We start from the raw sequence: 24,503 nt of genomic DNA on the forward strand, positions 1-24,503 counted from the left end.
TCAGCGGTCGCGGAAGCGGTTCGTGATAGGATAGCGACGATCGCGTCCGAAATTTTTCCTAGTAATTTTTACACCTAGCGCTGACTGTCGGCGCTTATATTCCGCCAGATGTAGCAAATGTTCGATACGTTGCACTGTTTCAGCTGGATGGCCGCGTGCGATAATTTCTGCATTGCTCATCTCGTTTTCGACAAGACATTCAAGAATATCATCGAGCACCGGATAAGGAGGCAGCGAATCTTGATCCGTCTGGTTTTCTCTCAGCTCGGCGCTCGGAACCTTAGTGATAATATTATGGGGTATTACCTCGCCCGATGGCCCCATCGCGCCTTGCGGCACATGTTTATTACGCCATTCTGACAAGGCGTAGACACGCATTTTGTAGACATCTTTGATGGGGTTGAAGCCACCGTTCATGTCGCCATACAAAGTGGCGTAACCCACTGACATTTCTGATTTATTGCCTGTGGTTATAACCATTGATCCGAATTTATTGGATATGGCCATGAGAATCGTACCCCGGGCACGGCTTTGAAGATTTTCTTCTGTGACCCCGCTTTCGCTGCCTTCGAACATCGGAGCGAGAGTTGACAGAAATCCTTCAACGGGCGCTGCGATTGGGACAATGTCGTAACGAACGCCCAATGTTTCTGCGCAATCCGCAGCGTCTTTCAAGGACTCGTTTGAGGTATAGCGATAAGGCAACATCACACAGCGCACCCGATCTTTGCCGAGTGCATCAACTGCAAGTGCCGCGCAAATTGCAGAATCTAGCCCGCCTGAAAGTCCGAGTACGACATCTTTGAAGCCGTTTTTGTTCACATAATCTCGTAAACCAAGCATACAAGCGGTGTAATCAGCCTCAAGCTCGTCGGGAAGAGAGGCTTGCTCGCCTTGCTGGCAGCGCCAACCTTCATCTTCACGAATCCATTCGGTGAGCGTGATGGATTCAGTGAATTGCGGCATCTGGAAGGCTAAAGATTTGTCTGCATTAAAGCAGAAAGAACCGCCGTCAAAAACCAGCTCATCTTGTCCGCCGACCTGATTTGCATAAAGAATTGGCAGTCCAGTTTGAATGAGCTGACGCAGCACCGTCTGATAACGACGTTCCATCTTGCCGCGGTGATAGGGAGAACCATTCGGGACCAGAAGAAATTCAGCGCCACTTTCCGCAAGCGTTTCGGCTACATCAAGATCACCCCATATGTCTTCGCAAATAGGGATGCCAATGCGTACTCCACGGAAGTTCACCGGCCCAGGCATCGGACCCGATTCAAAAACGCGTTTTTCGTCGAACTCACCGTAATTGGGCAAATCGACTTTAAAGCGCTCGGCAATGATTTTTCCGCCATCGAGCACAGCGATTGCATTGTGCACGCCGCTTTCTCGCGCCATGGGTGTACCAATGATCACCCCCGGCCCACGGTCAGCTGTATCCAAAGCTAGCTCTGCTACGGCGCTCTCGCAGGCCTCTACGAAAGCTTTGCGAAGAATAAAATCTTCAGGAGGATAGCCGGATATGAAAAGCTCGGTGAACAGAACAAGGTCAGCGCCCATCTGTTCAGCCTTAGCGCGCGCAACCCGCGCTTTTGCAAGATTTCCAGCTATATCGCCCATAACGGGATCGAGTTGCGCCACGGCAATACGAAGCATGTCGAGATTCTCTCGGGTATTATTCATTTACAAGCTTTAACGTGCTGCTGACAGCGATGCAATTATCGCGATGCAGTTTCTGTAAAGAAGAGCCATTTCAACTGCTAAATTTCAAACCAAAAGGTAGAAAATAATACATATAGCCAGGTCGTGGCCGTCATCAAAATTGCGATCAGCACCGCCAAGGACCCGCAATCCTTTGCAATTTGAATCTCTTTACGAAAATCCCGCGAGATCGCATCACAAGTAGCCTCAATAGCCGTATTGAGAACTTCGACCAGAATAAGCAGAAGCAGCGAGCCTGTCAGGGCAAAAAACACAAGCCAGCTTGTGCTGATTAAAAAGGCTAAAGGAAGCGAAATAAGAAACAGGATTAGTTCTTGTTGAACAGCTTTCTCATTGCGCGCGAGATAGGAAAGTGCCCGCATTGAGTTGATAAATGCACGATAAATTCGCTGCATGGCTTCCCTCTTAAGCCTTGTGCAAAACAATAGGCGGAGAGGTTAATCTCCGCCTACGCTCAAAACTCAAACCCAATCAATCAGGCAGACGCCGCCTGCTTGCCATTATCCGCATCACGTTCTTTTTTCAGCAGTTCAGCTAAAAGGAATGCCAGTTCAAGCGCCTGATCAGCATTCAGACGCGGATCGCAATGAGTGTGATAACGATCATGCAAATCTTCAGCAGAAATCGCACGGGCACCGCCTGTGCATTCCGTGACGTTCTTGCCGGTCATTTCAACATGAATACCACCGGGATGTGTTCCCTCTGCGCGATGAACAGCAAAGAAGCTCTCAACCTCCTGCAGAATGTGATCGAATGGCCGCGTCTTGTACCCGCCGGCTGTGATTGTATTGCCATGCATTGGATCGCAGGACCACACAACCTTGCGGCCTTCCCGCTCTACAGCACGGATCAATTGCGGCAGGTGATCTTCAACTTTATTGTGTCCAAAACGAGCAATAAGTGTCAGGCGCCCTGCCTCGTTTTCCGGATTGAGCAGGTCAATCAACCGGATGAGATCATCGGGTTCAAGTGATGGGCCGCATTTCAGACCAAGCGGGTTTTTAATCCCACGGCAATATTCAATATGAGCGTGATCAGCCTGCCGGGTTCTGTCGCCAATCCAAATCATATGGCCGGAAGTGCCATACCAGTCACCGGAAGTTGAATCGATGCGGGTTAGCGCTTCTTCATAACCAAGAAGCAGAGCTTCATGACTGGTATAAAAATCTGTCTCACGCAATGCCGGATTACTTTCAGCGGTAATGCCGATCGCACTCATGAAATTCATGGTTTCTGAAATGCGCTGCGCCAGAGCGGCGTAACGCTCTGCCTGAGGGCTTTTGCCCACAAAGCCGAGCATCCATTGGTGAACATTTTCAAGATTGGCATAACCACCTTGAGCGAATGCACGCAACAAATTAAGCGTCGCCGCTGACTGGCGATAAGCCATATCTTGGCGATTAGGATCGGGAATACGGGAAGCGCTGTCGAATTCGATACCGTTGATGATATCACCACGGTAAGATGGAAGCTCCACCCCGTTCAACGTCTCCATATCAGAAGAGCGAGGTTTTGCGAACTGCCCGGCGATACGTCCAACTTTAACGACTGGCTTGGAAGCGCCAAAAGTCAGCACCACTGCCATTTGCAAAAAGACACGGAAAAAGTCGCGAATATTATCCGCGCCATGTTCTGCGAAGCTTTCTGCACAATCGCCACCCTGAAGCAAAAACGCCTTACCTTCAGAAACCGCGGCTAGCTGAGTTTTGAGTTTGCGCGCCTCGCCTGCAAAAACGAGCGGTGGATAGGTACGAAGACGGGCCTCAACATCTGCAAGAGCCTGTGCATTGGGATAGCTTGGCACTTGCTTAATTGGCTTGTTTCTCCAGGAATTAGGGGTCCAGTTCTTCGTCATTTCACACCTGTTTCATTATCCGCGCAAAGTTGTCGGATTATATTCCTCCTTACACGGAAGCCGTAAAGTGGCAGAATTATCTATCTTTCACTCCATATCGGCATACGTGACAAGCGCTGGTATAAAGCAGAGCGCGACTTTATACCAGCTCTATTCAATGACAGTTCATACTGCCTCTACTAGGCCACGCTTGTTAGAGCGCGTAATTTTATCATCTATAGCTTGCCTAGCGGAGCTTCAACTTCCCACGCGTTCACCATTACGGATTATATAGGTTGGCTGATACATAGTAACCAGCTCTTCTGCGGCTGTGGGATGAACTGCCATGGTGCGGTCAAAATCATCCTTGGTTGCACCAGCTTTAAGAGAAATACCAAGCAACTGAGCCATCTCACCTGCATCTGGCCCCATAATATGCGCGCCTACAACTTTGCGACTTTCAGCATCGACTATCAGCTTCATGAGCATTTTTTCATCACGGCCGGAAAGCGTATGACGCATGGGGCGGAACAGCGCTCTATAGACCTCCAATTCGGAATATTTCTTGGCGGCCACGTCCTCGGGCAAGCCAATAGTGCCAATTTCCGGTTGCGAGAAAACCGCCGTCGGGATCAATTCATGATCCGGTCGGGTTGGATTATTCTTAAATTCAGTTTCCAAAAAACACATGGATTCATGTATCGCTACAGGCGTAAGCGCCACACGATTGGTAACATCACCCACCGCCCATACGGATTCTGCGGAAGTGCGCGAATATTCATCAACAATAATCGCGCCAGTAGCCTCATCTTGTGCCACACCGGCAGCTTCTAGGCCAAGGTTCTCGGTATTGGGCTGGCGGCCGATTGCGAGCATCGCCTGATCAGCCTGGTGTATGCTGCCATCGGAAAGGGTTATCTGCCGTCTTCCGTCGGCAAGTTTCTCAATCTGCTTATATATGGCTCCGCAAATCACGCGGATACCTTTGGCTTCCATCGTTTTATGTAACAGATCGCGTAGATCGGGATCAAAGCGCGACAATATCTCTTTGCCGCGATAAACAATCGTCGTTTCAACGCCCAATCCATGAAATATATTGGCGAATTCGACTGCGATATAACCGCCACCGGCAATGAATATGGATTTAGGCAATTGCGGCAGATCAAATGCCTCATCGGAACTGATGCAATGCTCAATTCCAGGCAAACTATCACCCATTGCCGGTCGGCCACCGGTTGCGATTAAAATTCTCTCAGCAGTCAGTTGGCGGCCATCTGCAAGCTCTACCGTATGCTGGTTAAGCAATTTTGCTCGCATGTTGAAAATATCGACTTTCGAATTTTCTAGTCCTTTGCGATAAAGCCCTTCGAGACGCGAAATTTCACGGTTTTTAGCTTCTACTAGCTTGTTCCAGTCAAATTTCCGCTCGCCTACGGACCAACCATATCCAGCGGCATCGTCAAAATGTTCGGGAAATTGAGAGGCGTAAACATAAAGCTTTTTCGGTACGCATCCCCGTATCACGCAGGTGCCTCCCATGCGGTACTCTTCAGCAAGCCCGACTTTTTTGCCCATTGCTCCAGCAAGCCGGCCAGCGCGAACACCGCCCGAACCGCCGCCGATTACAAAAAGATCATAATCAAAACTGGCCATAGAGAGACTCCATTCATGTAACTTAACTCTTATATGCAGCAAAAGAAAAAGCCCGGCTAGGCTTGCCGGGCTTTAAATCGCGTAAAAAGTCGCACTTGTTATTGAGCTGGCTGTTCCGGTGCTGCTGCAGCGCCCGCCTGTGCCGCCAGCACTTCACCCACATTCTGTGCAAGGTCTCGCGCCACGCCATTTTGCCAGATATTGGCAGCACGAATAACTTCACGCGTCACGATTGGTCCTTCTGTAAGAAGTTTTTTGCCCGCCTCGGAAGTGTAGAAAGCAGTAATCGCCTTCAATTCGTCTTCGCTGAATGTATTTGCATAGGCACGGGCGGCTTCGGTTTCCAGATCTGCGCGCCGTGAAGCCAGAGCAATAGCCTTATCATCAACCGTTTTGGTGATAAGAGCCTCAAGATGAGGGTCCTTCTGGATGAGTTCTGCTTTGAGAGCACGGGCAGCGCTCGGCAGAATTTCATCAAACTGATCAGTTGCCTGAATTGCGGAGATTGCCGCACGTGCAGCTTCCAAATGAGATGCCGAAATTTCCTGTGCGGAAGCAGCATGAATGCCTGCAAGCAACACGAGAGCAGAAAATGGTGCAATCAGACGGCGAAAGCCAGTTGCCGGGATCATAAGGTCAGTACTCCGTTCAAATAATTCTTAGTGCCCGTTCAAGGCCGGTTAATGGTTCGGATTCCGTCAGGGCCAGCTATGATTGCGGCACTTGCCAGTCCGATAAAAAGTCCGTGTTCGACAACGCCCGGTATAGAAAAAAGAGCGCTTGATAGATTCTCTGGATCGGGAATGCGGCCAAAAGATGCATCCACGATATAATGTCCCCCGTCGGTAACGAAAGGTGATCCGTCTTGTAAACGCAGCACCAAAGCACCTGCAAGCCCACATTGGGTTGCGGCGCTTTCTATTGCGCGCATTGTTGCACCAAGACCGAAACGGTTGACCTCTATAGGTAGTGGAAACTCGCCTAATCTATCAACTAGTTTTGACTGATCAGCAATAACAACCATAGAATCCGAGGCAGCAGCCACAATTTTTTCGCGCAGTAGCGCGCCGCCCCCGCCTTTAATCAATGAAAGAGCGCTATCAACCTCGTCGGCACCGTCAATTGTGAGATCAAGATGTGGTGTTTCGTCCAAGGTGGTCAGGGGAATCCCAAGTTCGTTGCACAGTTTCTCAGTGCGTTCCGAAGTGGGTACTCCAATAATTTTAAAGCCAGATTGAACTTTTTCTCCCAGTAGACGGACAAATTCTTCCGCGGTTGAGCCAGTGCCGATACCCAGGCGCATTCCCTCCTGAACATGCGTGAGAGCTTCGGCCGCCGCTGCAATCTTCAACTTGCGTGCATCGTCCATTTTAAATCACCGTCTCCCCGGATTCTTACTCATATTTGCAAGCCATCTAGCATGTACCGACCGGGCTACAAAGCTTCTTATCCAAATTTAACGTAAATATAAGATAGTGGCATATTTTTTCTATCAGCCCGCGGAGCTTGAGGTCCTCGATGGTTAAAGGTAGCAATGGATCATCTCGCTGATCAAAGGCATAAGGAATTCACATGTCATCGGTATCTGCCAAACCTATTATAGTGTTTGATCTTGATGGAACGCTGGTTGAAACAGCGCCTGATCTTCTGGACAGCCTCAACCATTGTTTACGCATATCTGGATTAGAAGAGGCTGACCCCGCCTCGCTTCGTCGCTTTGTCGGGCATGGCGGCAAAGTAATGATAGAGCGTGCATTCGCGGCGCAGCAGAAGCAGATTGATGAGGTTAGACTGGATCATCTGGTCGAAGAATTCCGATCCTATTATGCAGAAAACATGCCCGGACAATCGAGCTTTTTTCCGGGCGTACTGGAAGCTATGGATCGTTTTGCCGCCAATGGATACATTCTGGCGGTTTGCACCAACAAGTTTGAAGCGCTCGCCATCCGACTTCTCAAAGCCATGGGCGAAGATCAGCGTTTTGCTGCAATTTGTGGCGCGGATAGTTTTGCGTTTCGAAAGCCTGATCCGAGGCATCTGATAGAGACAATCAAACAGGCTGGTGGCGATCAGAACCGGGCTATTATGGTTGGGGATAGCCGCACCGATATTGATACTGCAAAAGCTGCTGGCATTCCGGTCGTTGCCGTTGATTTTGGTTACACCGATTTGCCGGTCCACCACTATGAGCCGAGCCGGGTCATATCGCATTATAATGAATTTACATTACAAATGGCAGACGAACTTCTGAAAGCCGTGGCGGATCAGGTGTAACTTTCGCCTACCCCGCCCTGACAAGAGAGCTCCAAACCTGCGGTAGCAAGGCCGGTAGATCCTCCGCAATTAATCCGCGTCCGAAACGACGCGCGGCGTCCGCGTGCATCCAGACCGCCGCGCAACTGGCCTTAAACGCAGGCATATTTTGTGCGAGCAATCCGCAAATTATTCCGGTGAGTACATCTCCCGATCCTGCTGTAGCAAGGAGCGGAGTTGCATTGGAATTGATTGCGGCTCGACCGTCCGGTGCCGCTATAACAGTATCTGGGCCTTTAAAAACCAGTATAGCGTTGGCGCGCTTGGCGGCTTCTCGCGCTTTTGTGAGCTTTGAGAGATCCTGACGCGCATGAATATCCGGAAAAAGCCTTGCAAATTCGCCTTCATGTGGCGTGAGAACCAAAGCCATATCCTTGCCACGTGGACTTTCAAAAAGTTTGGTAGGATCTTTTTCGAAAGCCGTGATGCCATCTGCATCAAGAACAAGGCCATTAATGTTCATCGATAACACACCAAGTGCATGATCGCGCCCCAATACTGCATTGCCGTAGCCCGGCCCCAGTGCGACAGCAGAAACTTTTCGCTCTGTGATGAAGCGTATTGCATCTTGTAATGAACGTGTCTCGCGCAGCATGATGCTGGTTAGATGTGAAGCGTTAACGGCTAGAGCATCTGGCGGCGATAGCAGCGTTACCGCCCCCGCACCGCTTCGCCCAGCCGCAATAGCTGCCAAGCGAGCAGCGCCAGTTGAATAAAGTGGTCCTGAAAATATAGCCGCATGTCCCCGACTATATTTATGTGATTGAGTAGGTACTAATGGCAGATCCGTGACCCAAAGTTCCGAAGCGTTCTCAAAGGCTTGTGGTTGAATCTCGTATAAAACCGCGTCGTCAATTCCTATATCCGCAAGGTGAAGAACGCCGCAAAAACCTCTTCCGGGTTGCAAAATATGGCCGGGCTTTTTTCGAAAAAATGTAACAGTGGCGCGAGCTTTGACAGCACACCCCATCACTTGGCCCGTCTCACCAGAGATTCCACTCGGTAAATCAACGGCAATTACCGGTATGTTTGAAGAGTTAAGTTCTTCAATGATGGTAGCCGGTTGCCCTGTAATAGGTCTCTTTAAACCGGCGCCAAATAATGCATCTATGACGCCGACAAAATCAGAAGGTTTAAAATCTGCGATGGTTTTGACTTCACCTTTGTAGAAAACCGACGCCCTCATGGCATCAGTTCCAGACCGCGGCACCCCGTGAGTGTAACAGGTTACCTTTCTGCCGGTCTCACGCAAAAGCTGCGCGGCAACATAGCCATCACCGCCATTATTGCCAGGTCCGCATAGGATGGCGATCGGTCCATTTTCGGGAAACATATTTCGGGCAGTATGCGCCACAGCCTGTCCGGCCGCCAGCATCAGTTCAAACCCATCTATGCCGGATTTTATTGTAATGTTATCGGCTCGTGCCATTTCCGCAGGCGTCAATAATTCAAACATTCGAGCCTCCTATAAGCAATCAACTTTTGGACCGCCTGATATCCTTATGCAAGAGCGCACAAATTATCCTCTTAATGATGCATTTTTAGGCATTTTCTGGCAGGTCAAACAAGCAGAACTAAAGAGGTTATGCAAATTATCACATTCACGACACCCTAAACGCAGTATGGACCTTCCAACGCACTCATTTCAGACAGAATTATCTGCCTAATAAGAAAAATAATGCATTTTTTTCTAACTGGCACAGAATGTGCTTCTATTAAATTTATACGGTATTAAATTGATACCAGCACCCTGCCCTTTGCGAACACGAGCGGAGACAATTCTGCGATGAAAAAAATCGAAGCCATCATTAAGCCGTTTAAGCTGGATGAAGTCAAAGAAGCTCTTCAGGAAGTCGGCTTGCAAGGTATTACAGTGATCGAAGCGAAAGGTTTCGGTCGCCAAAAAGGTCATACCGAACTTTATCGAGGTGCTGAATATGTGGTCGATTTTCTTCCCAAAGTGAAAGTCGAAGTCGTTGTCGCTGACGAAACCGCAGAAAGCGCCATTGAAGCCATCCGTAAAGCAGCCCAAACCGGCCGTATTGGCGATGGTAAAATATTCGTTTCCCATGTCGAAGAAGTCATCCGCATCCGCACCGGTGAAACCGGCGTTGACGCTATCTGATCAATAATCCTCCCCAGCATCCTTTTCCAAACAGGAAATCAAAATGACCACTGCCGCCGATATTCTTAAACAGATCAAAGATCTCGACATTAAATTTGTCGACCTGCGCTTCACTGATCCAAAGGGCAAGCTTCAACATGTGACAATGGATATCGGTCTCGTTGACGAAGACATGTTCATTGATGGCGTCATGTTCGACGGCTCATCGATCGGGGGCTGGAAGGCCATCAATGAATCCGACATGGTTCTTATGCCGGATCCAGAAACTGCGCATATTGATCCATTTTTTGCACAGTCTACCCTGGTAATTCTTTGCGATATTCTTGATCCAGTTTCAGGGGAAGCATATAGCCGCGACCCGCGCACCACTGCAAAGAAAGCCGAAGCCTATATGAGGTCGCTTGGGATCGGCGACACGGTATTTGTCGGCCCGGAAGCAGAGTTCTTTGTTTTCGATGATGTGAAATATAAGGTCGATCCGTTCAATACAGGCTTTAAACTGGACTCGACCGAACTGCCTTCCAATGATGATACCGACTACGAAACCGGCAATCTTGGCCACCGCCCACGTATGAAAGGCGGTTATTTCCCTGTTCCGCCCATCGACAGCGCGCAGGATATGCGTTCGGAAATGCTTACAGTTCTTACTGAAATGGGCGTTACCGTTGAAAAACATCACCATGAAGTAGCTTCGGCGCAGCACGAATTAGGCGTCAAGTTTGACACTTTGGTTCGCAATGCCGACAAGATGCAGATCTATAAATATGTTGTGCATCAGGTGGCCAATGCGTACGGCAAAACAGCTACCTTCATGCCAAAGCCGGTTTTTGGTGACAATGGCTCAGGCATGCATGTTCACTTCTCAATCTGGAAAGACGGCAAGCCAACCTTTGCCGGTAATGAATATGCTGGCCTTTCGGAAACCTGCCTTTACTTCATTGGTGGCGTAATCAAACACGCCAAAGCAGTGAACGCATTCACCAATCCAACGACCAACTCCTATAAGCGCTTGGTTCCTGGTTATGAAGCTCCGGTGCTGTTGGCCTATTCAGCGCGCAACCGCTCCGCTTCATGCCGTATTCCTTTCGGCTCATCGCCAAAATCAAAGCGTCTTGAAGTTCGCTTCCCCGATCCTTCGGCTAATCCTTATCTGTGCTTTGCCGCGCTGCTGATGGCTGGGCTTGATGGTATCAAAAACAAGATCCATCCCGGTCAGGCGATGGATAAGGATCTTTATGATCTGCCCGCAAAAGAGCTAAAGGAAATTCCGACAGTTTGTGGTTCGCTGCGCGAAGCGCTGCAGGCACTCGATAAAGATCGCGAATTCCTTAAAGTTGGTGGCGTTTTTGAAGACGATCAAATCGATAGTTTCATCGAACTTAAGATGGCTGAAGTGATGCGTTATGAAACCACTCCGCATCCAATCGAGTTTGATATGTACTACTCAGTCTAAGTTTACTGAGCGGAAAGACGCAGAAAATAGGCACAATAAAACCCTGCCATGCGGCAGGGTTTTTTCAACATTTACAATAGCTTATTTAGGGCAGTTGATAAGTTGAACAAGCTTAATTAATGGCCTTTAATAAACGATCTGAAATCATCATTTCTTGCTTTCGAAACGCGCGACGTGCATTGGCTTCAGCGTCTTCGCCCCAATGCTCAATTGTCCAATCTTCGTCGATATGAGCGCGAGACCAGCCTTCTTCAGCAGAAATTTCGTTTTTAGCTACTGCCAGCGCAATGATAGCTGATCCGCTTAGCGTGGTCATAGTATGAAGCGCGGCCAGAGCAATTGGATGTTTGAATGATGAGAGTTGAGCTCCAAAAGCGGTGATTGCCTCGCGTGGCTGCTCTACATGCATCACGCCCTCAGCGAGAGAAAAACGAGCGCCTAAACTGTCCATCCAGTCGATGAGCGGATCCCAACGTTCAGTTTGCCTTGCGACCAGTTCTTTGGGACTTTCTGCTCGATAGCAAATCATGTCAGTGCCTGCAAAGCGCAGAATATCTTCGATCACCGCCTGCGGGTCGAGAGCTATGCCGTCTATGGCGGTGTTAACCAGCCGAGTGGCTGGCATTTTTGCAGGATCTACAACATCTTTCTGGGCTCGAAACTCTTCCGCAACAATTTCAGCAGCCGCAGCAGACGGCAAAAGCATAAGGTTGCGCGCTGGGGTTTTCACCGAACGACCATCAAGTTGCACCGTGAATCCATTATCCAGCTCTGCAATCTCTGCCTTTTCGTAAAATCGCTTGGGCAGTGATGCTTGCATTTGTTTTTGTGCTCGCACCATTGGGTTCTCATCGGATAGCTGCTTGCCCGCTTCCAGATCATTAAATATGTCGCGCATGATTTATCCTGTTAATTCAGTTCAGAGCGGATCACTCGTCCCCGTCCGCTTCGTCAAAGCCGAGCAAGTTCCAAGATTGCACCATATGGGGTGGTAAAGGAGCGGTTACATCGATCCATCCGCCTGACGGATTAGGTATTCGAATGCGGCGCGCGTGAAGATGCAGTTTTTTTTGAATGCCACCGGGAAATTCCCAGTTCTGATCGGCCTCAAAATATCTTGGATCGCCGATAATCGGATGACCTATATGGGTTGCATGAACCCGGAGTTGATGAGTGCGTCCGGTATAGGGCTCCATTTCAAGCCAAGTTAGATTATTACCAGCTTTTTCAATAATCCGGTAATAGGAAATAGCGTGATCTGAATCCGGCTCCCCATGCTGACATACCCGCATTTTGTCACCATCGGGCGTTTGATCCTTAACCAGCCAAGTGGAAATTTTGTCTTCGCGTTTGCGTGGCACGCCTTTAACCAAGGCCCAATAGGTCTTTTTGGTTTCTCGCTCCCGGAATGCCGCAGCTAATGCCTGGGCGGCCCCGCGAGTACGGGCAACCACCAGCACACCTGACGTATCTCGGTCAAGGCGGTGCACCAGTCGAGGCTTCTCGCCCCTCTTATTGCGCCATGCTTCCAACATGCCGTCAACATGGCGGGTCAGTCCGGATCCACCCTGTACGGCAAGCCCTGCTGGTTTGTTAAAAACATAAATTTTTGGATCTTCATAAAGCAGCATTTGGGCCAGCACGTCGCCGTCTTGCTGATTACGGATGGTTCGGGCAGTGACTGGCCCGGTGGCCTTGTCATCCACCGGCAAGGGAGGAATACGGACCGTCTGCCCCGCTTGCAAACGGGTATCAGATTTGGCACGTCCTCCATCCACACGAATCTGACCGGATCGCAAAAGTTTCTGCAAATGTCCGAAGCCTAATCCCGGATAATGGACTTTGAACCAGCGATCGAGCCGCATGCTCGTTTCGCTTGCATCCACAATCTTCTGTACTACGCCTGCCATGAAAAACCCGATCAACTGTTATTTTTACCGTCAATAGACGCGATACCTGCTGAATGCCAGCATAATCAGTCAGAGCATGAGCGATCCCCAGCGTCGAAAATCCTCAAGAGCCTATTGGAAATCTCACGCTCGGTTACAAGCTTATATAATTTATGGTCGAATCCGTCACTATATTGCCGTTTCTCTTCATCATTCCCGGTTGATAGAATGTTGGGTCTGGCCCATCTATCATCAAAATGTATAACGCACGGGAGTGCCAAGTGTCCTTACTCAAAATCTACTGGCGCGCCATGGAATATCTGGCAGCTGAAAAAGCTGCGACTATTACCATGTGTATAGCAAGCGTGTTGGTAGCCCTCGTCATGTTGGCTGAACCGGTCCTTTTTGGCCGCGTCATCCAATCCATTTCCGACGGGTCCGGCATTTTCATCCAGCTTATAATGTGGGCTGGACTAGGCGTTTTTAACATTATTGCTGCGGTGTTTGTCGCACGTGGTGCAGACCGACTTGCGCATCGCCGCCGTCTCAGTGTCATGGTCGAATCTTATGAGAGACTGATTACCATGCCTCTCTCATGGCATCAGGAACGCGGGACATCCAATGCACTTCATACGCTGATAAGAGCAACGGATTCGCTGTTTACGCTCTGGCTTGAATTCATGCGCCAGCATCTCACCACAATCGTAGCTTTGGTCACGCTTATTCCGGTGGCAATGAGCATGGATCTGCGAATGTCTTTGGTACTCGTGGTGCTTGGTGTGATTTATATCATGATCGGCCAGCTCGTCATGCGAAAGACCAAAGATGGTCAGGCGGCGGTTGAAAAACACCACCATCAACTGTTCGAGCATGTCAGCGATACTATTAGTAACGTATCCGTTGTGCAAAGTTACAACCGAATTGCGTCTGAAACTCAGGCTTTGCGTGCTTATGTTCGTAAGCTTGAAAATGCTCAGTTCCCGGTTCTCAACTGGTGGGCATTGGCAAGTGGCCTTAACCGAATGGCCTCGACCTTTTCGATGGTGGTCGTACTGGTTCTTGGCGCCTATTTCGTAACCAAAGGAACGATGAGGGTTGGCGATGTCATCGCCTTTATCGGTTTTGCTCAATTGATGATTGGACGCCTTGATCAGATCAGCGCTTTCATCAATCAAACGGTGACTGCGCGCGCCAAACTCGAAGAATTTTTCGAAATGGAAGACGCCACCGCCGAACGACAGGAGCCGGAAGAAGCAACCGAACTTACGAATGTGCAAGGTGATATTGTATTTGACAATGTTACCTTTGAATTCCCCAATTCGGGACAAGGGGTTTATGGCGTCTCGTTTGAGGTGAAATGTGGACAAACGGTAGCGATTGTCGGTCCTACTGGCGCTGGTAAAACAACGCTAATCAATATACTTCAACGCGTTTACGATCCCGCTATAGGCCGCGTATTGATTGATGGTACAGACACCCGAACCGTTAGCCGTCATTCCTTGCGTCGAGCAATTGCTACGGTGTTTCAGGATGCAGGCCTATTTAACCGCAGCATCGAAGCGAATATTCGCATCGGCTGCGAAGATGCCACCTATGAGCAAGTTCACGCTGCTGCTAAAGCTGCCGCAGCGCATGATTTCATTTTGGCTAAAAGTCATGGATATGACACGATGGCTGGTGAAAGAGGTACGCAACTTTCTGGTGGCGAGCGTCAGCGTCTTGCCATTGCCCGCGCTATCTTGAAAAACGCACCAATTCTTGTTCTGGATGAAGCAACCAGTGCGCTGGACGTTGAAACCGAAGAAAAGGTCAAGCGCGCAGTCGAAGACCTTAGCCAGAACCGTACGACATTTATCATCGCCCATAGGCTTTCAACGGTTCAATCCGCCGATCTCGTCCTATTTATGGATAAGGGCCATCTGGTTGAATTTGGCAAATTTAACGAGCTCGCAACCCGCGGAGGCAGGTTCTCTGATCTGTTACGGGCGGGCGGTCTAAAGCTCGAAGACGAAAGCGTCGCAGAACAATCCGGCGGGGAAAGCAATGTCATGGCCTTTCCCGCTAAGGGATCCGCTGCTTGATAATAAAAACCGCCCTTCGGGGCGGTCTTTATGCGGGTATCTCGAAACTTAACCCATCATATCCCGGCTCTACATGGTCCGGCGTCTCACGCATGACTATTTCATAATCAAGCGGCACATGCATATGGGTGAGTATCGCGCGTTTAGGTTTGAGCTCTTCAATCCATTCCAGCGCCTGCCCTAACGAAAAATGGCTGGGGTGCGGCTTATATTGAAGTGCGTCGATGATCATCACATCGGCATTGCGAATATAATCCAGACTCTGCTCAGGAAATGCGCTGACATCGGTACAATAGACGACTTTCCCAATTCTGAAGCCGAGAGACTCAATATCGCCGTGTATTTGCGAAAAAGGTTCAAACCTTATCGCCCCGCCAGCACCATTAATTGAAAACGGAACATCTGGCGCAATGTCATGCATGCTCAAAATGGGTGGATAGTTGGAACCCGGGGGTGTCTCAAAACAATAGCCAAATGCCTCAAACAGCCTGTTGCGTGTGAGCCGGTTCGCATAGACATCCATCAGCTTTTTATTTTCAACGACATAGGTTCGCAGATCATCAATGCCGTGAATATGGTCAGCATGTGGGTGAGTATAGACCGCAGCGTCGAGCGTCTGGACCTTAGCATCGATCATCTGGGCGCGGAAATCCGGTCCAGTATCGATGACGACAGTGGTCCTCAAACCTTGATCATTGAAACGCTCAACTAGAAGCGATGCACGGCGGCGACGATTCTTTGGATTTTCTGGATCGCAATTGCCCCAGTCGCCATTAATGCGTGGAACGCCCGGCGATGATCCGCAGCCCAAAATGGTAAAGCGCAGGCAATTGCGGGGTTCTGCCACAGTTATAATCCTTCGGCGGGTGCCGGCATTTTAGAAAAGAGCCGAAACACATTCGCACTGGTAATTCGGCCAATCTCTTCCGTGCTCACGCCAATCGTCTTTGCCAATACTGCCGCAGTATGCTGCACGAATGCAGGTTCATTGCGCTTGCCGCGATAGGGTGTCGGTGCCAGATAGGGTGCATCAGTTTCCACTAAAAGACGATCATGCGGTACAATTGACGCCACTTCGCGAATTTCGGCTGAGTTTTTAAACGTCAGGATGCCGGAAAAAGAAATATATCCGCCGAGCTCAATACCTTTTTCTGCCAGCGCCCGTCCCGATGAAAAGCAATGCAGAATGAAAGGGAATTTCCCCTTCTTTGTTTCGCTTTCGAGGATCTGGGCCATATCATTATCTGCATTGCGCGCATGGATAACGAGCGGCAGCTGCGAACGCCGAGCGGCTTCGATATGCACTAGCAAACCCTGTTTTTGCGCTTCGGGCGGCGCATAATCATAGTGGTAATCGAGCCCCGCCTCCCCAATCGCTACGACTTTTGGGTGCTCGGCCAATCGCACTAGATCGTCAGCTGTGACGTCAAGTTCTTCATGAGCATTGTTGGGGTGCGTACCCACAGAGCAATAGACAGCGCCGTATTTTTCCGTAAGTGCCCGAATAGTGTCAAATTTTCTGACACGGGTGCAGATCGTCACCATGCGTTTGACGCCGGCATCTAATGCGCGCTGAATTACCGCGTCACGTTCCGGCTCAAAATCGGCAAAATCCAGATGGCAATGACTATCGACCAGCATATTCCACTCAGCCCTGCTCGTCAGTATCTACAAAACGCGGAAAGACCGGTTGCGGTGCGGGCAGTAGCGTTCCCGCCACAAGCGAGTTGGTAGCGATATTGGAAAATTGGCGCTGATCAGCTGGAATCGCTAGAATGTCGAGAAGTTTTTCTGCCGATTGTGGAATGAAGGGCTGCACCATAATGCCTACGCGCCGGATGACTTCGGCGGTGACATAAAGCACTGTGTTCATGCGCTCAAGATCGGTTTTGCGCAATGCCCATGGTTCTTGCGCGGCAAAATAGCGATTTGCTTCTGCCACAACAGCAAAAATTGTTCCTAGAGCTACATGCAGGGCCTGATCGCTCATAGCTTTGCGCGCAGCATCAAGCGCTGAGGCGGCCTGATCTAGAATGGCTTTATCCGCCTCTGTGAAATCGCCGGGCGTAGGCACCTTGCCTTCGCAATTTTTTGCAATCATTGACAGCGAGCGCTGCGCGAGATTGCCAAGATCGTTAGCAAGATCGGCATTGGTGCGATTGACGATCGCTTCATGGCTATAGCTGCCATCTTGGCCGAAAGGCACTTCGCGCATCAGGAAATAGCGCAACTGGTCCAGACCATAGCGCTCGACCAGATCAAATGGGTCAATAACATTGCCGACCGACTTCGACATTTTCTCGCCGCGGTTAAACAGGAATCCATGCGCAAAGACCCGCTTTGGCAGTTCAATACCTGCAGACATCAAAAAAGCAGGCCAATAGATGGCGTGGAAACGCGATATATCCTTGCCAATAATATGAGCATTGGCAGGCCAATAGCCCCATTTTTCGCTGTTCTTATCGGGGTAACCCAAGGCGGTAATGTAGTTGGTGAGCGCATCAACCCACACATACATGACGTGTTTTTCGTCTCCGGGCACTGGGATGCCCCAATCAAAGGTCGTACGCGAAATCGACAGATCTTTGAGGCCAGATTTTACAAAGCTGACAATCTCGTTGCGGCGATCTGCGGGCATGATGAAGCCCGGATTTTTTTCATAAAGTTCGAGAAGTTTATCCTGGTAGTTCGAAAGACGGAAAAAGTAACTTTCTTCCTCAACCCACTCAACCTGTGTCCCTTGAGGGCCATACCGATGACCGTCCTCGCGAAGCTCGGTTTCTTCCTCACCGTAATAGGCCTCATCGCGCACCGAATACCAGCCGGCATAGCCTCCTTTATAGATGTCACCATTGGCGTCCATGGCCTGCCAGATCGCTTGGCTGGCTTTATAATGGCGCTCTTCCGAGGTGCGAATATAGTCATCATGCGAGCTGTTGAGCATTTCGCCCATACGCTGGAACGCTGCTGTGTTCCGGTCTGCTAGTTCACGCGGCGTGATACCTTCTTTACGGGCGCTTTGCAGCATCTTGATGCCATGTTCGTCCGAGCCGGTCAGAAAGTAGACATCCTTACCATCAAGGCGCTGAAAGCGGGCTAAAGCGTCGGTGGCGATGAGCTCATAAGCATGTCCGATATGAGGTTTACCATTTGGGTAAGCAATCGCGGTCGTGATGTAGAATTTTTCGCGGCTCATTGGGGATCCGGTCTTTCGATTACTGTGAACACATCTGAAAGCTTACAGATGCGAGAAAACTGTTAGCGGTGACATAACGCAAGAAAACCATCATGTCACGCTAGCTGAGGGATGCCTGCGTGAAAAGCTCGCTGAGTTTTCTGGAGCAAGATCAAAACGGCTTGTTTTCGGTCAAGATTATAGGTTTCAGCTTCTGTGATTTCTCGCGTCAATTCGCTCCAGAAACGAGACCATATTTCGGCTTCACGCAAGCTGTGACTATGAGCGAGACGGCCTGCCTCATTTGCAACTTTACTGAGCAGATAATCACGGAATAATTCATATTGTATTTCGGCTTCCCGCCCAGTTAGCGCTGTGGCGAGTGCATGCGCTTTGGGTAAGTTCAATACGGGATCCGCCAAAATTGTATCGACGGCTTCGAATATCTCCATGCCACCAAACGTAGAAAGCAGCAGACCCTTGCGGACACTGCCTTCTGAACGCTGCAGAAGTGCTGGGGTTATATCCTCGGATTTAAGCCCATTATTGGCACCAAGCTGCTGGAGAGCGTCGGCAAGATGACTGTCATTTAACGGCTTGAACGGAATACTTTGACAACGCGACCGAATTGTCGGCAAAAGCCTGCCCGACGAATGTGAGATCAGGATGAACAGCGCTCGCGCTGGCGGTTCCTCGAGAGTTTTAAGCAAAGCATTGGCTGCGTTGCGATTCATATCATCAGCAGGATCAATAATCACAATTCGCCATGCATTGTCTGACGCCGTGCGAGACAAAAAATGCGTCACGCGGCGGATTTCTTCCACCGGAATATTGGTCCTGAATCTACCGGTTTTCTGATCGAATGGCCGGTCGATGTGTAAAATAGCAGGTTGCATGCCCCCAGCAATTTGCCGCCACAAGGGCTTGCTGAAATCTGGTTTAATGATTTGATCCGGCGCCGCGCTATGATCGCCATGAGCTAACATATGCCCCGCAATATGAAATGCGAGGGTTGCTTTGCCGATACCTTGCACGCCTTCAAATAATAAAGCGTGGTGCATACGTCCATCGCGATAGGCATGAGCAAGAAAAGAACCTACATCCTCATGTCCGGTGAGATAAGCGTTGGCCGCTGGCTCAACCAAACCTTCAATCGAATCATGGGCTTTTGGAGTTTCCAGATCCTCAATCACAGAAGACCTTTCTGAACCAACAGCGCGTCAACCAGCCTGTTGATTTCACCTGATATTTCATCAACGGATTTATCTGCATCTATCACGTGACAACGATCCGGTTCTTCCTGCGCAATGGATAGGAAAGCCTGCCGACGCGCTTCGTGTATGGTCGCCCCCTCTTTCTCAAACCGATCTACAATTTCTGTACCGCGTCTTTTTTCCGCTCGCGCAAGTCCTTTTTCGGCAGGAATATCGAGTATGATCGTTAGATCCGGCAATATTCCATCTACGGTAATACGCTCGATTGCGGCCATGAATACGGGATTGAGATTTCCGGTCACTCCCTGATAAACACGGCTTGAATCGATAAATCTATCGCAAAGAACGATCTGCCCTTGCTCGAGTGCAGGCCGAATGCGTTCATCAATATGGTCGGCGCGCGCAGCAGCAAAGAGAAGCGCTTCCATTGCAGGTCCATAGCACTCAACATTGCCGCTAAGAACCACATGCCGGACTGCCTCGGCGCCAGCCGAGCCGCCTGGTTCGCGGGTGATAACCACGTCTTGACCGAGCTTGCGTAAATGTTCTGCCAGTAGCGCAATCTGCGTTGATTTACCGGCACCTTCGCCACCTTCAAACGTAATAAAAAGACCGCTCACGCTAATTCCGCAAAAATGAGTTAGGCCCGGACGGGCATGTCCTGTTTATCGGCGTTTGATCGTGAGGTCGAGCCTTTAGAGATATTTTCTCATCCAACCTGTCGCCAGTTCCAGTGCAGCACTTCGCGCTTTTTGAGAAAGTGTCCCTTCCTGCACCGCCCTGGCCGTTACAACGGGCAATTCGCGCACTATCGCGCCGTCAAGCTCAAACTGCACCGTGCCTACACGTATTCCCGCAGCAAACGGCGCTTGGAGCGGACCCTCATAGATTAGACTGGCTTTCAATTTCTCACGCCCGTCTTTCGGCAACAAGAGTGAGACCTCATTTTCAACTTTTAGAGGAACTGTTGCTTGGCTGCCCCCGAACACTTCGGCATCGCCTACAATATCTTCAGCGGAGAAAATCTGTACCTCATCAAATGCCGACATTCCCCAATCGACGAGTTTTTTTGCCTCTTCCTCGCGCTCCTTAATAGTTGCAAGTCCACTCATCGCCAGAAACAAACGCCGGCCGTTTTTTGCTGCAGAACCTACAAGCGCATAGCCCGAATCTTCGGTGTAGCCCGTAGCCAATCCGTCTGCACCAATATCGAGCGCAAGAAGTGGATTTCTATTGCGTTGGAAAATCTTATTCCATGTGAAATTCGGTTGGGAGTAAAATTTATAGAATTCGGGATAGGTCGTGTAGATATGTTGTGCAAGTCTAAGCAGATCAGACAAAGTGACGGTCTGTTCTGGTGCTGGTAAGCCAGTGGAATTAACAAATCTTGAATTTGACAATCCCAATTCCACGGCTCGATTATTCATCATTTCAACAAAGGATTGTTCATTTCCCGCCAGCCCTTCCGCCAATATAATAGCGCCATCATTGGCGGCCTGAACAATCATTCCTTGCAATAGATCTTCGACCGAAATGCTCGATTTTAGCGCGGCAAACATTGTGGAGGTGCGTGACGGAGCTCCCCCCGTCCGCCAAGCATATTCACTTACGGTATAAGTTGTATCCAACCTAATGCGGTTTTCCTTCAATGCGTGAAAGACGAGCTCCGCCGTCATCAATTTTGCTAAAGAAGCGGGCGCGATATTTTTATCGGGGTTTTTTGCAAGAAGGACAGTGCCGCTGTCATGGTCTATGAGTAAAACTTGGGGCGCTTTCGTCACGAAAGGCTCTTTTTGCACTTGCGCATGAGCCTCGGGCAAGCTCGCCCAGATAACGACCAGCAGAGCAATCGCGAGTTTTATACCGTTTGACAACAGCCACATATCTATTTCCCACGCAATGCAAGTCTTATAAAGCGATACAACTCTTATAAAACAGCTACGCAGTTATAGATAGGAATCAATCCATCCGCACAACAAAAGCGTCTGTTGCGCCCGCATCCCATGCAGCTTTCAACAATTCATCATTGCTGTGATTTTCGGCATAGGCTGAGAGTTCATATAATTCGCCATCTGCAGTGGGGATTTTGACACGCTTCACCCGAGCAAAAGACGGCAAGCCCTGCTCCAGCTGGGTGGCAGCGGAAAGCGACGAGAACAAGCCGAGCTCAACATATTCGCGTTGCTCTTCGGCCATACGATTCTTCCACAAGGCAGACACAGCGCTTTCATTCAAAATATTATTATAGACCTGATTGGCCCAATCATCAGCCAAAGCAATGCGATCTTCCGCATATCCCGTAAGCCCAGTAATATGACCAGCATCTGCAATTCCAAAAGACGCCGGGCGATCAGAAGGCACAGGCACAGAGGCCGGAAGAACTGGACTCTCGTCTGCCATTTGTCCATCCGTGGGATAGCTTGCAAAAGGAGCGTCAGCCTCTACAGTCGGATTAACCGGCATCGACGCCAATGCTGGCGACGAAGGAACCGGCGCATTCATGGCTAACATAACGCCCGATGCGGGCTGACCCACGGGATCGCTGCCACCAGGAATATAAGATGCCAATAAGAATGCATCATCATTGCCGTCAAGCGGAGCTCTACCCACATATTCAACTTTTACTTGGGCCACTCCACTGTGTTTATAATCCAAAAGCTCGGCAGCTCTCTTAGATAGGTCGATCACGCGCCCACGTGCAAATGGGCCTCGATCATTCACCCGCACGATCACTGAACTACCGTTTTCGGTATTGGTCACTCGAGCATAGCTCGGTAGTGGCATGGTTGGATGTGCGGCAGTCAAATGTTCTTTATCGTAGATTTCACCATTTGCGGTGAGGCGTCCATGAAAAGCGTTGCCGTACCAGGACGCTTTTCCAACAACCGTATAATCTTTCTTCTTTTCCTTCGGATAATACCATTTACCCTTCACTTGATAGGGTTTACCGATTTGGTTGCGTCCGCCACCGCGTGGCAATGGCTTTCCAGCGGAATGAGCCACCCGCGGACTGGCCTTCACACCATATTTTGATTCAGGAAAATATTCTTTTGTCTGTTTCTTTTTAGGCGATTGTTCTGGGGAACCCGCGCAACCAGCAAGAACGATTGCTATTGCAGAGAAAGAAAGCAAGGAGACCGAGCGCCAAGATCTTAGCTTCCGAACGGACCTAATGCTTACCGCACGACATTCCTGCTGATATGAATCCATACGTCTCACGCCTGCCATTTCAAAATACGATTTAATTCGTCCATTGAACCGAAACTAAAACCGATCGGCCCTGTGATCGCACTGAATGATTGACGGAATATTAATTTAATGGCCCTGGCGAAACTGAACCCCGCATACAGAAGCTCCCCCTCTCCTTTAAGGAACCAAGTTGTAACCTAGACGTTTTAACGCCAATAATAGGGAGATACAATATGTTCCGCGCATTAATCCTTTGGTTCTTAGGCGTTCCTTTTCTTGTGGTTCTGGTACTTTGGTATTTCTTCTTCTAAATTTTTGGAACCTTAGGGCAACGCGTTCGTTTCATCTACGGCTCTTATGACCTCCGAGCCAGTCACCTAACGTCAACATGGCCCGCCCCCCCGGCGGGTCTTTTTTTGCACTAATAATACGAAGGATCCGGGCGAAAAACCTCGATTGCTTTCAATCGGACTTTGAAATGTGCCGGCGTCCAACTGGTAAGTTCACCATCTGTATTAACTGGTCTTGGCTTTTTCGTTTTAATTATTAATTCAGTAGCCGAAAATGCACGGACATCCTCCCACTTAGCTTGCGTCCCCTGCCGGAGACTGGGAAGAAATTTTAGCAATTTCCACCAGTGATCGACCTCTAAACTATATATATCCAGCAATCCGTCATCAATTTTTGCGTCTTGTTTGATGGCCATGCCACCGCCATAAAACTTACCATTCCCGACCGAGACCTGCAGCGTCGAAATTTTTTCCGTCGTACCCTCATGTTCCAAATATGCGGTAAATAAATCGGAGCGCCAAAGAATGCGCGCCGCTACAACAGCATAGCCTAGTTTACCAAACTTTCTTTTGGCATCTGCGTTAAGCTGTTGAGCCAGATCTGCGCTGAAACCAACACTGGCAACGTTGAAAAACGGATGTCCGTTCACCTCGCCTAAATCTACTGGATAGGGTTTATAAGCGAGTAATTCACGCGCTGCCTTTAACGGATCCGCTGGTATTCCAATTGTACGTGCAAAATCATTGGCGGTGCCCATTGGTAAAATTGCTAGGGGCAATCGGGTTTCGAGTATGCCTTTTGCTGCTGCGTTCAGCGAACCATCACCGCCAGCCACAATTACCAAATCAACCGCTTGATTATTGCGGATAATATCCGAGATGCTTTCGTCTTTCGTGGGACTTTTCTCGATTATCGAAATGCCGCCATCTTCCAAAATGGAACGAATAGCCGGACCAAATTCACCGCCACCACGTGCATTCGGATTAACAATAAGTAAGGCGCGGCGATTGGAGAGATGAGCCATCAAACACCTGCTATTTTGGTAGCTATATTATAGGATGCAGATTTGCGGCAAGATGATGGCCCCCCCCCCGAAATGACCCCAGCAACAACACCGTCATATAAGGCGAACTATCATGCGTGTCGGTCTAAAATCGCGTTTGGAAGCCGTTGACGATGCACTTCATAACCGTGCTTAATCGGGGGGCATTGGGAGTTTTGAAACTACCGAACTCTACGATCAGCACCGCTGAAATTTATACGCCAACTATCTGTACGTAGAAAGAAAGATTTTGATCACTGATCAGGCCTTTTCTTAAGGCTTCAGGCCAATTTGATCACGGAAGTTGAAATGGCGCACCCGGCGAGATTCGAACTCACGGCCTCTGCCTTCGGAGGGCAGCACTCTATCCAGCTGAGCTACGGGTGCAGATTCCATCAATTAACCGCGTTCTAACCGAAGTTGGATTTCGCTTCAACGACTTATTTCACATATGCCCACAAAAGACGACTGGACAAACTAAGTTGAGCAATGTGACGCAGTGGCATCTGCAGCTTCGCGCGCTAA

Annotated in this window: 21 protein-coding genes and 1 tRNA gene; 4 read left to right on the forward strand and 18 right to left on the reverse strand. The window is 49.5% G+C overall.

The window, feature by feature from the left end; genetic code table 11:
* The 6 genes from C7374_RS11120 to rpiA all read right to left on the reverse strand — a co-directional run bounded on the left by C7374_RS11120 (position 1) and on the right by rpiA (position 6,575).
* Positions 1–1,680: an NAD+ synthase gene (locus C7374_RS11120; RefSeq protein WP_111575701.1), complete on the reverse strand. Its 1,680-nt coding sequence runs from the start codon at positions 1,678–1,680 to the stop codon at positions 1–3.
* A 77-nt stretch (positions 1,681–1,757) separates the two neighbouring features.
* Positions 1,758–2,114, reverse strand: a complete 357-nt coding sequence (locus C7374_RS11125; protein WP_111575702.1) for a diacylglycerol kinase — start codon at positions 2,112–2,114, stop codon at positions 1,758–1,760.
* A gap of 80 nt (positions 2,115–2,194) precedes the next feature.
* Positions 2,195–3,574, reverse strand: coding sequence for a class II 3-deoxy-7-phosphoheptulonate synthase (locus C7374_RS11130; protein WP_111575703.1), 1,380 nt, complete (start codon positions 3,572–3,574; stop codon positions 2,195–2,197).
* A gap of 237 nt (positions 3,575–3,811) precedes the next feature.
* Positions 3,812–5,206, reverse strand: a complete 1,395-nt coding sequence (gor, locus tag C7374_RS11135) for a glutathione-disulfide reductase (RefSeq protein ID WP_111575704.1) — start codon at positions 5,204–5,206, stop codon at positions 3,812–3,814.
* A gap of 98 nt (positions 5,207–5,304) precedes the next feature.
* Positions 5,305–5,838: a DUF2059 domain-containing protein gene (locus tag C7374_RS11140; RefSeq protein WP_111575705.1), complete on the reverse strand. Its 534-nt coding sequence runs from the start codon at positions 5,836–5,838 to the stop codon at positions 5,305–5,307.
* A 38-nt stretch (positions 5,839–5,876) separates the two neighbouring features.
* Positions 5,877–6,575, reverse strand: a complete 699-nt coding sequence (gene rpiA, locus C7374_RS11145; protein ID WP_111575706.1) for a ribose-5-phosphate isomerase RpiA — start codon at positions 6,573–6,575, stop codon at positions 5,877–5,879.
* A gap of 203 nt (positions 6,576–6,778) precedes the next feature.
* On the opposite strand from rpiA, the gene C7374_RS11150 reads away from it, so the two are divergent.
* Entirely contained in the window at positions 6,779–7,480 is a 702-nt protein-coding gene (locus C7374_RS11150) for an HAD family hydrolase (RefSeq protein WP_111575707.1), read from the forward strand.
* 7 nt (positions 7,481–7,487) lie between these two features.
* Here the strand turns inward: C7374_RS11150 and C7374_RS11155 are convergent, their stop codons facing one another.
* Positions 7,488–8,975, reverse strand: a complete 1,488-nt coding sequence (locus tag C7374_RS11155; protein ID WP_111575708.1) for an NAD(P)H-hydrate dehydratase — start codon at positions 8,973–8,975, stop codon at positions 7,488–7,490.
* Between the two features lie 330 nt (positions 8,976–9,305).
* Here C7374_RS11155 and C7374_RS11160 point away from each other — a divergent pair, with 330 nt between their 5' ends.
* Together C7374_RS11160 and glnA are read left to right on the forward strand one after the other, a co-directional pair.
* Positions 9,306–9,644 carry a P-II family nitrogen regulator gene (locus tag C7374_RS11160; RefSeq protein WP_111575709.1) on the forward strand — a complete coding sequence of 113 codons (339 nt, stop codon included), beginning with the start codon at positions 9,306–9,308 and terminating at the stop codon, positions 9,642–9,644.
* A 43-nt stretch (positions 9,645–9,687) separates the two neighbouring features.
* Positions 9,688–11,097, forward strand: a complete 1,410-nt coding sequence (gene glnA, locus C7374_RS11165; protein ID WP_111575710.1) for a type I glutamate--ammonia ligase — start codon at positions 9,688–9,690, stop codon at positions 11,095–11,097.
* Positions 11,098–11,209: 112 nt separating this feature from the next.
* On the opposite strand, the gene C7374_RS11170 is transcribed toward glnA, so the two are convergent.
* Both C7374_RS11170 and C7374_RS11175 read right to left on the reverse strand, forming a co-directional pair.
* Entirely contained in the window at positions 11,210–11,995 is a 786-nt protein-coding gene (locus C7374_RS11170; protein WP_111575711.1) for an ATP12 family chaperone protein, read from the reverse strand.
* 31 nt (positions 11,996–12,026) lie between these two features.
* Positions 12,027–13,007, reverse strand: coding sequence for an RluA family pseudouridine synthase (locus C7374_RS11175; protein WP_111575712.1), 981 nt, complete (start codon positions 13,005–13,007; stop codon positions 12,027–12,029).
* Between the two features lie 260 nt (positions 13,008–13,267).
* On the opposite strand from C7374_RS11175, the gene C7374_RS11180 reads away from it, so the two are divergent.
* Positions 13,268–15,067: a glucan ABC transporter ATP-binding protein/ permease gene (locus C7374_RS11180; RefSeq protein WP_111575713.1), complete on the forward strand. Its 1,800-nt coding sequence runs from the start codon at positions 13,268–13,270 to the stop codon at positions 15,065–15,067.
* Between the two features lie 28 nt (positions 15,068–15,095).
* Here the strand turns inward: C7374_RS11180 and C7374_RS11185 are convergent, their stop codons facing one another.
* From C7374_RS11185 to C7374_RS11225, 9 genes are all read right to left on the reverse strand, one after another.
* Complete coding sequence (locus C7374_RS11185; RefSeq protein WP_111575714.1) at positions 15,096–15,914, reverse strand: MBL fold metallo-hydrolase; 819 nt, start codon at positions 15,912–15,914, stop codon at positions 15,096–15,098.
* Positions 15,915–15,916: 2 nt separating this feature from the next.
* On the reverse strand, positions 15,917–16,708 hold the full coding sequence (locus C7374_RS11190) for a TatD family hydrolase (RefSeq protein ID WP_111575715.1): 792 nt from the start codon (positions 16,706–16,708) through the stop codon (positions 15,917–15,919).
* A 7-nt stretch (positions 16,709–16,715) separates the two neighbouring features.
* On the reverse strand, positions 16,716–18,263 hold the full coding sequence (metG, locus tag C7374_RS11195) for a methionine--tRNA ligase (protein WP_111575716.1): 1,548 nt from the start codon (positions 18,261–18,263) through the stop codon (positions 16,716–16,718).
* A 95-nt stretch (positions 18,264–18,358) separates the two neighbouring features.
* The gene (locus C7374_RS11200) at positions 18,359–19,435 is read right to left on the reverse strand and encodes a DNA polymerase III subunit delta' (protein ID WP_111575717.1); all 1,077 of its coding nucleotides are present in this window, start codon (positions 19,433–19,435) and stop codon (positions 18,359–18,361) included.
* Positions 19,432–20,076, reverse strand: coding sequence for a dTMP kinase (tmk, locus tag C7374_RS11205; RefSeq protein ID WP_111575718.1), 645 nt, complete (start codon positions 20,074–20,076; stop codon positions 19,432–19,434). Before tmk ends, C7374_RS11200 begins: the two co-directional genes overlap by 4 nt.
* A gap of 75 nt (positions 20,077–20,151) precedes the next feature.
* Positions 20,152–21,339 carry a D-alanyl-D-alanine carboxypeptidase family protein gene (locus tag C7374_RS11210; protein ID WP_111575719.1) on the reverse strand — a complete coding sequence of 396 codons (1,188 nt, stop codon included), beginning with the start codon at positions 21,337–21,339 and terminating at the stop codon, positions 20,152–20,154.
* Between the two features lie 76 nt (positions 21,340–21,415).
* Positions 21,416–22,666: a septal ring lytic transglycosylase RlpA family protein gene (locus C7374_RS11215; RefSeq protein WP_111575720.1), complete on the reverse strand. Its 1,251-nt coding sequence runs from the start codon at positions 22,664–22,666 to the stop codon at positions 21,416–21,418.
* A gap of 400 nt (positions 22,667–23,066) precedes the next feature.
* Positions 23,067–23,960 carry a lipid kinase gene (locus C7374_RS11220; protein ID WP_111575721.1) on the reverse strand — a complete coding sequence of 298 codons (894 nt, stop codon included), beginning with the start codon at positions 23,958–23,960 and terminating at the stop codon, positions 23,067–23,069.
* A 328-nt stretch (positions 23,961–24,288) separates the two neighbouring features.
* Positions 24,289–24,365 (reverse strand) — tRNA-Arg (locus tag C7374_RS11225).
* Between the last annotated feature and the right edge of the window lie 138 nt (positions 24,366–24,503).

This window comes from Falsochrobactrum ovis, from assembly GCF_003259955.1.
Lineage (GTDB): Bacteria > Pseudomonadota > Alphaproteobacteria > Rhizobiales > Rhizobiaceae > Brucella > Brucella ovis_A.

What these genes read in the sequence shown, in the direction of transcription:
- C7374_RS11125 (WP_111575702.1), bottom strand. Translation starts at nt 2,114, where the DNA reads ATGCAGCGAATTTATCGTGCATTTATCAACTCAATGCGGGCACTTTCC.
- C7374_RS11190 (WP_111575715.1), bottom strand. Translation starts at nt 16,708, where the DNA reads ATGCTGGTCGATAGTCATTGCCATCTGGATTTTGCCGATTTTGAGCCG.
- C7374_RS11160 (WP_111575709.1), top strand. Translation starts at nt 9,306, where the DNA reads ATGAAAAAAATCGAAGCCATCATTAAGCCGTTTAAGCTGGATGAAGTC.
- C7374_RS11220 (WP_111575721.1), bottom strand. Translation starts at nt 23,960, where the DNA reads ATGGCTCATCTCTCCAATCGCCGCGCCTTACTTATTGTTAATCCGAAT.
- rpiA (WP_111575706.1), bottom strand. Translation starts at nt 6,575, where the DNA reads ATGGACGATGCACGCAAGTTGAAGATTGCAGCGGCGGCCGAAGCTCTC.
- C7374_RS11130 (WP_111575703.1), bottom strand. Translation starts at nt 3,574, where the DNA reads ATGACGAAGAACTGGACCCCTAATTCCTGGAGAAACAAGCCAATTAAG.
- C7374_RS11215 (WP_111575720.1), bottom strand. Translation starts at nt 22,666, where the DNA reads ATGGATTCATATCAGCAGGAATGTCGTGCGGTAAGCATTAGGTCCGTT.
- C7374_RS11175 (WP_111575712.1), bottom strand. Translation starts at nt 13,007, where the DNA reads ATGGCAGGCGTAGTACAGAAGATTGTGGATGCAAGCGAAACGAGCATG.
- glnA (WP_111575710.1), top strand. Translation starts at nt 9,688, where the DNA reads ATGACCACTGCCGCCGATATTCTTAAACAGATCAAAGATCTCGACATT.
- C7374_RS11150 (WP_111575707.1), top strand. Translation starts at nt 6,779, where the DNA reads ATGTCATCGGTATCTGCCAAACCTATTATAGTGTTTGATCTTGATGGA.
- C7374_RS11140 (WP_111575705.1), bottom strand. Translation starts at nt 5,838, where the DNA reads ATGATCCCGGCAACTGGCTTTCGCCGTCTGATTGCACCATTTTCTGCT.
- C7374_RS11210 (WP_111575719.1), bottom strand. Translation starts at nt 21,339, where the DNA reads ATGTGGCTGTTGTCAAACGGTATAAAACTCGCGATTGCTCTGCTGGTC.
- C7374_RS11120 (WP_111575701.1), bottom strand. Translation starts at nt 1,680, where the DNA reads ATGAATAATACCCGAGAGAATCTCGACATGCTTCGTATTGCCGTGGCG.
- C7374_RS11155 (WP_111575708.1), bottom strand. Translation starts at nt 8,975, where the DNA reads ATGTTTGAATTATTGACGCCTGCGGAAATGGCACGAGCCGATAACATT.
- C7374_RS11170 (WP_111575711.1), bottom strand. Translation starts at nt 11,995, where the DNA reads ATGCGCGACATATTTAATGATCTGGAAGCGGGCAAGCAGCTATCCGAT.
- metG (WP_111575716.1), bottom strand. Translation starts at nt 18,263, where the DNA reads ATGAGCCGCGAAAAATTCTACATCACGACCGCGATTGCTTACCCAAAT.
- gor (WP_111575704.1), bottom strand. Translation starts at nt 5,206, where the DNA reads ATGGCCAGTTTTGATTATGATCTTTTTGTAATCGGCGGCGGTTCGGGC.